The sequence below is a fragment of the Spiroplasma endosymbiont of Megaselia nigra genome (assembly GCF_003987485.1).
Lineage (GTDB): Bacteria > Bacillota_I > Bacilli_A > Mycoplasmatales > Mycoplasmataceae > Spiroplasma.
In genome coordinates this window covers 1-9,622 of the sequence record NZ_RCOO01000032.1, presented here as the reverse complement: position 1 = coordinate 9,622, position 9,622 = coordinate 1, and the positions used below count along the sequence as shown (strand labels likewise).

5 protein-coding genes are annotated in these 9,622 nt (G+C 24.5%); all 5 read right to left on the bottom strand.

What is annotated here, in order from left to right:
* Window positions 1-920 precede the first annotated feature (920 nt).
* Complete coding sequence (locus D9R21_RS02485) at window positions 921-1,583, bottom strand: hypothetical protein (protein ID WP_126820965.1); 663 nt, start codon at window positions 1,581-1,583, stop codon at window positions 921-923.
* A gap of 289 nt (window positions 1,584-1,872) precedes the next feature.
* Complete coding sequence (locus tag D9R21_RS02480; protein ID WP_126820964.1) at window positions 1,873-2,832, bottom strand: hypothetical protein; 960 nt, start codon at window positions 2,830-2,832, stop codon at window positions 1,873-1,875.
* A 12-nt stretch (window positions 2,833-2,844) separates the two neighbouring features.
* Window positions 2,845-6,933, bottom strand: a complete 4,089-nt coding sequence (locus tag D9R21_RS02475) for an ABC transporter permease (RefSeq protein ID WP_126820963.1) — start codon at window positions 6,931-6,933, stop codon at window positions 2,845-2,847.
* 42 nt (window positions 6,934-6,975) lie between these two features.
* Window positions 6,976-7,698: a hypothetical protein gene (locus D9R21_RS02470; RefSeq protein WP_126820962.1), complete on the bottom strand. Its 723-nt coding sequence runs from the start codon at window positions 7,696-7,698 to the stop codon at window positions 6,976-6,978.
* A gap of 158 nt (window positions 7,699-7,856) precedes the next feature.
* Complete coding sequence (locus D9R21_RS02465; protein ID WP_126820961.1) at window positions 7,857-9,470, bottom strand: hypothetical protein; 1,614 nt, start codon at window positions 9,468-9,470, stop codon at window positions 7,857-7,859.
* Window positions 9,471-9,622 lie beyond the last annotated feature (152 nt).

The following is a 9,622-nucleotide window of genomic DNA, read 5'->3' as shown; positions in this document are numbered from 1 at the left end:
GGCTGACAATTAGCTCATTCAAAAGATGTTGTTATTTCATTTCAAGTTTTATTAATATACAAACTTTTATATTCTGTCATTTATCTATACTCCTTAATTCTTTTTATTTGTTGCTCAAATTTCATCATTAATTTCATTTACCGTTACTGGATAATCTCGTATCATTAATTCTTGTAATTTATTTTTAATTTTTTTATTCAATTTTTTCATCAAATATTTTCCTTCCTGTAAAAAAACATAATATTCCTTTGTTGGTTAATATTTTGATATTTAATAAATAATTTATTTTATTATTTATTTACTTCGCCGCCCGCTTCACTTCGGGGGTGAGCGGGGGCGGTAGGATATTTTGATAGAGTTTACCCCCATACGGAAATAAACAAAAAAACAGTTTACCCAGTTATTAATTACGCTTCATCCATCCCTAGACAACTTTATACAAAGAAAATAACCTTTTGGAGCTCCAACCCTCTTGTTTTTTTAGTGTCCGATATTGTTTTTTTCGGTTTAACAGCACTCTTTTTATGAAAACAAGCAAAAAAACACATGCTCTGACATTTCGCAAGTGATTAATCTTGCCGAGAATTAAAGAAATAAATAGGAGATTAAATCCAATCGCTTTCACACTTTCTTTAAGGCTTCGTGCCATAGATGAGTTATCCATCTTTAAGCATCAAAATATTAAGTTTTAGTATTGCATTATTCATCAGATAGTACCTTTATTAAAAATGATATTATTAGTTGTTAAACCGAAAAAATATAATAAATCATAGAAAGGAAATTATAAATATTAACTAATTTTTAAGGAAAATAGGTTAATTTTTAATTTTAAAGATACTATCTGATGAATAATGCAAATAAAAAAATCGCTCTAATAAGCGATTACTTTAATTTATATTTAATTACTTTATTTATAATTTTTATAAAACCTCAACTTTTTTCTTACTACCCGGATTATCATCACTTACAATAATTTTAGAATTAACTAAATTAGAATGAGATGATTGCCGATGCATTTCATAACCAATAACACCAATCCCACTTGTTAATAAGAGGACAGAAATAATTACTAAAATTCAAAGTCAATGTTTACTTTTTCGTTTAACATTAGTAATTTGAATAACTTCTGCATTAGAAACGGGAATTGGTAGAAATGAACCTAACATATTATCATCAAATAATACTGAATTGTTGTTACTTAAAACATTTAAATTTTTGTTATCATTTAAATTATAATGTTGATTATTCTTATCTTTTAAGCTTAATATAACATCATTAACAATTTGTTCATTTAATATTAAACCTTGTGGAAGATACTCTGACTCCACGTTATCACTATTAATCTCTGATTTTAATAAATCTTGTTTTCAAAATAATGTATAAAAATTATTATTACATTTAATAATTATAATAACCTTTGAAGCAAGTGCAGTAATTTGATCTTTCAAATAATATTTGAAAAACATTAAATTATTAATTTCTTGCGGATTATTATTTTTAACTTCTTTTATTGCTTGTGCTAATTGATTTCAACATTTATTGCACATTTTTTCTTCAACAATATAAAAAATATCTTTCAACATAAAAAATCCTTACATAATTAATTTAAAATAATTTAATACATTTTATAATTATTACATCATAGAATTTTCTTATGGAACCATTTTTTTTATTATAATTATACCACATTTATTCTAAAAAAGGAATTTAATTATATCATATTATTAAATTAAAAATAAATATTTTATTCAAATTATTAAAAATAAATAATAAATTGCATAATTATAAAATTACTGCAAATAATTTTTATTAACTACTAAAATAAAAATCACAAATAAAAACCGCTAATTAGCGGTTTTTATTAATATGTAATTAACTAAAACTTATGTTAACACTACCAGTATAGTATTCTGATTTATCATAAGCAGTAATTGTTCCACCTTTGTTATCAGGGTTAATTTCTAAATATAAATCATTTAATAAAGCACTTAGTCGATTTAAGTGGCTAACAAAATTAACACTAATAAACATCATCATTACTTGTAAAATAGTTACTTTTGGTAATTTACCTAAATTTGTTGTTAACTTCATTTGTCCTAAATCCTCTTTTACTATTGGAGGTTCAGGTGGGACAACAGAAAAAGACACTTTAACTGAACCATAATAATCTTTTCTTGGGTTATTATCTTCTGACCAATGGTCTTTTCCTGAAATTAAAGTTGCTCCAGTTTGATCAGGTTCAATCATAATTTTATCAACTTTATCAATTTGTCGGTTTCATATTTCTGATGTTTGTGGTCCAATAAAATACTCACCAAACTTATCTAATTCTGAAATAAGTTGCATATTGTTAAAAATAGTGGCAATTAAAATTTTTATTGGTCGTGCATCAGTAATTTGTCCTAAATCAATACTCTTTACTTTATCAGCTAAATGGTTTGAAGTTGTTACTGTTTTATTAATTTTTATTGTATTTAAATTTGTTCCATCACTAAAGTTCAATTCATATTGACCATTACGATACAAATCAATTTTATCAATTGGTTTTGATTTATTATTAAATTTATAATTTTTTATTAACTGATCAAAGTTTCATTTTGTTCCTTGAAACAATTGCGCTAATTGCTGGAATAATTTAGGAATAGTTTGTTTATTATTTTGTGGATCAATTTTTTTAAAATCAACTCCAACAAAACCAGTTACTTCAACTGGCAAAACTGGTGGATCAAATGGAATATTATTTCAATTATCATTTTTAGTACAACTAACTACAGACATTACTGGTCCTGAAACTAGAATTCCAACGGCAATAGTTGCTAATAATTTTTTCATTTTAATTCCTCCTTAATCCGCATTCATAATTGCAATCAATGGATTAATTCGATTCATATTGAATCAACTAATTAAATATGCAATAAAGTATAATAATAATCCACTTCCAATTGCAATAAATGGAATCGTGACATTCATAAACAGTGGTAAAACTATTCCAATTCGAATTAATATCATATTAAAAATAATTAAGAATAATCACCCAAAGCCAAAACCGGCAATTGTCATTATTACAATAATAGGAATATACATTCCAATAACTAATTTTGTGATATAACGATTTCGATATCCTAATACTTTCATTGTTGCAATAATTGTTTGGTTTTCTGCAATAACAATATTACTTGTTAAAATAATAATCATAAAACTTAATACAAACGAAATTCCAATAATAAAAAAGATAATCCCATTAACTGCTTTTGAAATATTTCCTAAAATTGCTTGTGCTGAAGCAATTGGCATTAAACTGCCAAAAGTACTATTTGCATATGGTGGATAAGAAATTTTACTTCTAATACCACCATTTAAACCATAAAAACTATAGTCACCAAATAATTGACTTGTTCCTAGTCCTGTTTCAATATCATCAATTTTAGCACTATTAGAAATTTTATAATTAAAAATCGGATATTCATTTTCAAAGACAGCAATTCAATTAACTGCACTTTGATGTACGCTTCAATATTCAACAAACTTATTTCATAAGTTATTAACATGCGTACTTGAATGGTCTTTAATAAATTTTTCTAACAAGTTTAAACTCTCTTTTCTTGATGGTGTTAATTCAGGATTCTTCCTGATAAATGAATTCATTCATTCATTTAAAAACAATTGTAATAAATAATTCCGTGTTTTATCATATCCTAGTAATTGTTGTGCCCTATCTTCATTAATTCAAGCTCGTGGTGAACCATATTGATTAGTAATACCAACAACTGTAAAAGTTTGATTGTTCATTTGATTACTTATTCGATAACTTCCATCAACAATTTTATCGTTTAAAATTGATGGTTTTGTAAAATTTGGGTCAATTGCATCAATTTTACTTTCTAAAACATATTCATTATTTTCATCTATAACCTTATTTTTATATTTATTATCACCATTAAACATTAATTTACCAACTCGCCCTTGTGCTTGAGCATCATCACCTGTTACATAACTTCCATCTCAACCTTGTAAAATTTGATCAGAAGTAACACCTTGATTACTATCAACTAATGCTTTGCGAATCAAATACGGAGTAATTTGATTTCCAACTGTAACATTTAAGCTTTTAGCTAATGATTCATTTAAAACAATATTATTACTTGCTGTAAATAATTTTTCATTTAAATTCGCACCATTTTTATTAGTTAATGCTTGGTTTTTAAATGTACGATTAATTCCGTAAATCTTAAACTCAATACTATTTAATTCAGCATTAATCATTGTTCCCCGATCATCTGTTAATGGATTAAACGGAATTACTCCGAAGGTTAAATTAAAATTACCATTGTTTTGATTAAATGCTTCTTGCATTTTTAACCGAACAGTTTGCGGAGAACGTGAATATACTCCTTGAATAAAACATTGATTAACATTTTCTACAAAGTAAGCATAAATTCAATTATATAAATCATACATTGGTTTTTTTAAACGTGTATTAAACTCATTTCCTGTTGCTGAATTTAAAACATCATAAAACGATACAGACAATGGTTGTTCTAATGCTGGACGAAAATGATTGTTAGCTAATGTAATCGTTGGATTTCCTTCTCCAAAATCTCGTTTATAATCACTTTGGGTAAAAATATTGTTTATTAACTTATCATTTAGATTTAAATTTCCTCGTAAATCAAAATAATCTGCACGTTTAATTTTTAAACCAACAGTTTCCCGATATTTTCAATAAAATAATCGAGATTTTTCTAAAATATCAATATGTTCGCGAGCTGTTTCTGTTGTTCGCAAATATTGTTCAATGGTTGATTTTGTTAAAAGATTTAGAGCAAAATCATTGTAATCACCTCATGTCGTACTACAAATTGCTTTGTATAAACCCGGATCACTTGAAATTAATTTATTACTTTGCAAAAATTCTTTTGAAATATTACGATATAACAATAACCGCATATCATCTGCTTGATAAGTTGGAGCAAAATTTTCAGAATTAATTTGCCCTGTTTCAAAATCAGTAAGATATTGATTAACATCTGTTGTCATATTTGTACTAGTTAAAAGACTGTTTTTACTATCTCATGGTTTTTGACTTGGATCATATGTTCGCAAAAAACTTGTTGGTAAATTATAAATCGGACTATTATATTCAACTAAGGTTTTATAATTATCTCCTTCGTATGAATAACGAATATTATTTTGTAAGATAATTGGAATTGTTGTTGACATCGTAATCATAATGGTACTAATAATCATTGTTAAAGATACCCCTACCATTTTTCCAATTGAATTAGATAATTGTACTGCTTGAAATCGTGCATCAAATGTTTTGCGAATTGCAAAAATTTTATAAACAATTTTTTTAAAACGACCATGTGAAACTGTTTTTTCTTTACGAATTAATTGTAGTGGTGTTCTTGAAACCATCATAATTGTTCCACTAACCATTGTGACACAAGTTAGTAAAGCAAAAATAAATAAAACACAAGTTACTAATGCTAATGGTGCAAATACAAAATTTCCATATGGTAAATTAAAATATGAACCAAATAAATATTTAACAGTAAATTGGCCACTAATTCCCGTTACATAACCAACTATTTCCACAATTAATGCAATCATTAATGGATAGGAAATATAACTAAAGGTTAATAAACGACGACGATATCCTAATGCTCGTAACAATCCATTTTGTGGGCCAGTTGCATCAATTTGTCGACGAATAACTAAAATTAATACAAAGAACGAAATAATTAGTAAAATTGTAATTAAAATATAAGAACCACTAATAAAAGCACTTAATGTTGACGTAAAGTATGTAATTCGTTTTGCAAATTCATAACGATTATCTGTCCGAAACGTAGCAATTGGTAAACCAGTTGATAGTGTTTTAACATAATATCCATTTAAACCAATATGTTTTCCCTGGTCAGTATTTAAATAATTATTAATTGTTTGACTATAATTACTTCGCATTTGGTCAACTTTTGTCTGTTGAAATTTTCCAACATAATAAATTTCTTGTTCTAATTGACTTTCTGGAATTAAAATTTGTTTTGTTAAATCTAACTTTGTTACAGGATATTTATTACCAGCTGTATCTTCAACTGTATCTTCAACTAAGCCAAATAATCGCGGATCTAAATATGCAATTCCTTCATTTTTCATATTTGGAAACGGATGCCCTGCATCAATAATTGGTGTAACATAATCCGCTGATTGTCCAAACCCAACCACTCGAAACCAATTTTCATTTGAATATGGTGATTTTGGCAATCATTTATTAATATCTTCTCTTTCATATGAAGTTAAATCAACACCTTTTAATTCACTATCAGCAACTTTAATTGTTGTTCCATATCTATCGGGTTGTAATCGAATAATATCATTAATTTTAATATTATTTTTACTAGCAAACTCAGGCGTCAAATAAATCCAATGCATTGTTTCTTCATTAATCGATAATAAATATTTCATATAAAAACTTAACGGCATTCCATTAGCAACAATAAATTTATCAATTTCTTGATAAGGATTTAATGTTACTGCTTTAATAACTTTATTATTTCCCAAACTAAATGTTCGTGCTTCAACACGATTATAAATAAAATGTTCATTTCGATTTTTTAATTGTTCGTTAATAAATTCTAAAATTGCGTTTTGACGAACCCCACTATCTGTAATTTTTTCAAACTGATCTGGTTCCCCATTTGAATTTTTAACATAAGTAGTATTAGTAAAACTAACAACAAAATCATGTTGATTACTTAATTGTTCAGAAATAAAAGTATTATAATTATTATCTACTCGTTGTTTAGAAACTTCAATAATTGTAAAAATAAAACTAGTCAAAAATACTAAAACAACTAAACCAAAAAATTGAATTTTATTTTTAACCGTGTTTTTAAAATTGTTTTTAAATAATAACTTAAAACCTGTCATTTTTCCACATTCTTTCTTCTTCTCTTTTGTTAATATTTGAATTTAGTTAAAATAAAGATTAGGTGGTGTTGTTTGTTTTTTAAATTGTGTTAATAATTCTGTTTTACGAAGATTATCAACAATACTAGTTTTTTTAATAAATCATTGATTAAAATTATAATTTGGATAAATTATTAATAAAATTGACATTGTTAATTGACTTTGTTGGGGAATAACAATACTAGTTAAAGTACATTTACAAAATGTATAGTAACTAGAAGCAATCACATCATTAATGTTTTTTAAATAACCTATATATAAGCAAAACAATATTAGCATTACAATAAAACTAATAGTAAAAATTGCATAAAAAACATAGCATAAAATAACTAAAAAAGAATATATTGTTTCATATGCAATTATATTTTGCAATTGAAAAATTATTGAAGTATAACCAAAAAATAATATATATGAAATTAAAACAATATTACAAATTCATAAAATAATAATTTGTCAATTAGAAAATAAAATTAATTTCCACGCTGAAATTGTTGTCTTTTTTAATTGTTTAAAATTAATCAAAATTTGAACTAAAATTCCCATAAAAAAGAGAAAAATAAAACTTGATAAAATAAGATAAAATAAATTTAATGTGATATTTAAAAAACTATAATTACCAGCAATATCAATAATTGAAAACAATGATGAAAATAAAATATAAGCAAGAAAAATAATAAAGAAAATATTAATAAATTTTTGATATTTTTTTAGAACATATATTTTCATTACCATCACCTTTATAGCTTTCATTATATTTTGCTCATATTATTATAACATTATTCCTAAATTAATGTAAAATTAAGTTTAATAAAAAACTGTGAAATAAAAGTGGTGTTATCGATTAGATAACACCACTTTGTTTCTTATAATTAATTAATATAAACTTAAACAACCTTAAATTCTATTGTTTGTAAAAATGAATAATAATCATTTTTAATATTACTTTCTTCGCGATTGGGAGTAAAAAAGAAACTATAACCAAAATCATTGTAAGATAAATTTATATAGTAAATTGGATAATTTCCACTAGGATAATGGTTTCTAAATAGTTGAATTGTAATATTTTTATCATCATTTATTGTTTCCATTTTAAATTTTGAAATAACTTCTTTCTCTGTTGAATATGCTACATTAGTTTTATAAATGTATCATTTAATCTTTCCTGTATCAGTCACAGTATTATTAAAAAGATTAAAAATAGTCTCAAAAATTAGTGTCATTTTTGCATCAATTGAATTTTCTGGTTTAAATAAACTAACTTTTTTAAGTAAAACATCAAAATCTGCTTGGTTCATCTTAAAAACAAGTTTATTATCATAAGTTTCTAATTGATAATAACGTCAAAATGCCATTGTTTTTTCTGCAAATTGCTGTAATTGTTGATCAACTTTATCTCTTGGTAATAAAACTTTGATTGGTGTCTTTAATTTTCTTAATTGTGAATATTTATCTTTAAAAGGTAAATTCTCAATTGTTAAATTACTTGGCAAAAAATTTCTTATATCTGCTTTTAAATAATATTTATCTTCACTAAGAATAATCTTGTTATGTTCTTTATAAAGTTTTAAAAAGTTTTCTGCCGTTAATTTATCTGGTTGATACCCTTCCCCTACTAAAGCAAATATTGAATCAGGTTTATAAAATCGACTTCATAAATTTAAAGTATCAAAAAACTTATAAAAATAAGGTTGATAATTAGTTATTATATTGTTTTTATCTAATTCTTGTTTAATAGTTCGTCAAATTGTACTATTTGTATTAATATCATTAAAATGTTGATTTAAAGTATCAGTAATTTTATTTTCTTGCTTAATAAATAAATCATGAATAAAGTTTATAAATCATGATTCAACTTTTTCTTGAACATTAGTTATAACTTCCAGATTATTACTTGCAATAACTAACCCATTACTTTCATAAACTTGGTCAAATTCTTTAAATTTAACTGAATAATTAATATCAAAATTAATTGTAATTGCATTTAAATTTTCTTCATTATTAGCAATTAATTTTGATATGTTATTAAAATTAATTTTATTTACTTTTAATCTAATACTATCATCTGACAATAATATTGGAAATTCTTTTTCTATTTTACGATAAAAATTATCATAAGTAATAACAAGTTCATTATTAATATTATTAATTTCTTTTTTAAAATCATTAATTAACTGTTCTAAAAAAGATCATTTGCTAATTTCCGCACCAATAAAAGTTTGTGATTCATCTGGTTTTAAAGTTGTAATAAATTCATTGAATTTAGCAATATCATTAAAATAATTATTAGTATCAATTAGTTCCTTACTATCTCATCAAGTTTTAATTTTCTTTTTAATTAATGTTATTATTTCATAGAACGTTTCAATATCTTGATTCGTTTCTGCTGTATATTCATTAGTTTTTGGTAAATTGTTACCTCTTGTTACACAACTATACATTCCAAAGCCACTTGTCGTGCCTAATAAAAGAATGCTTAAAATACCTAATAGTTTTTTCATTATTTATACCTCATTCTATTTAAACAATATACTTTATATTAGGCATCGTGTATATACAAGTTCCAAATTTGTATCTCTTGTTAGATTGATAATAACACTCTTAAAAATAAATGCAACTATTTTTTTAAAAAAATAAAATATTTGTAATTTTA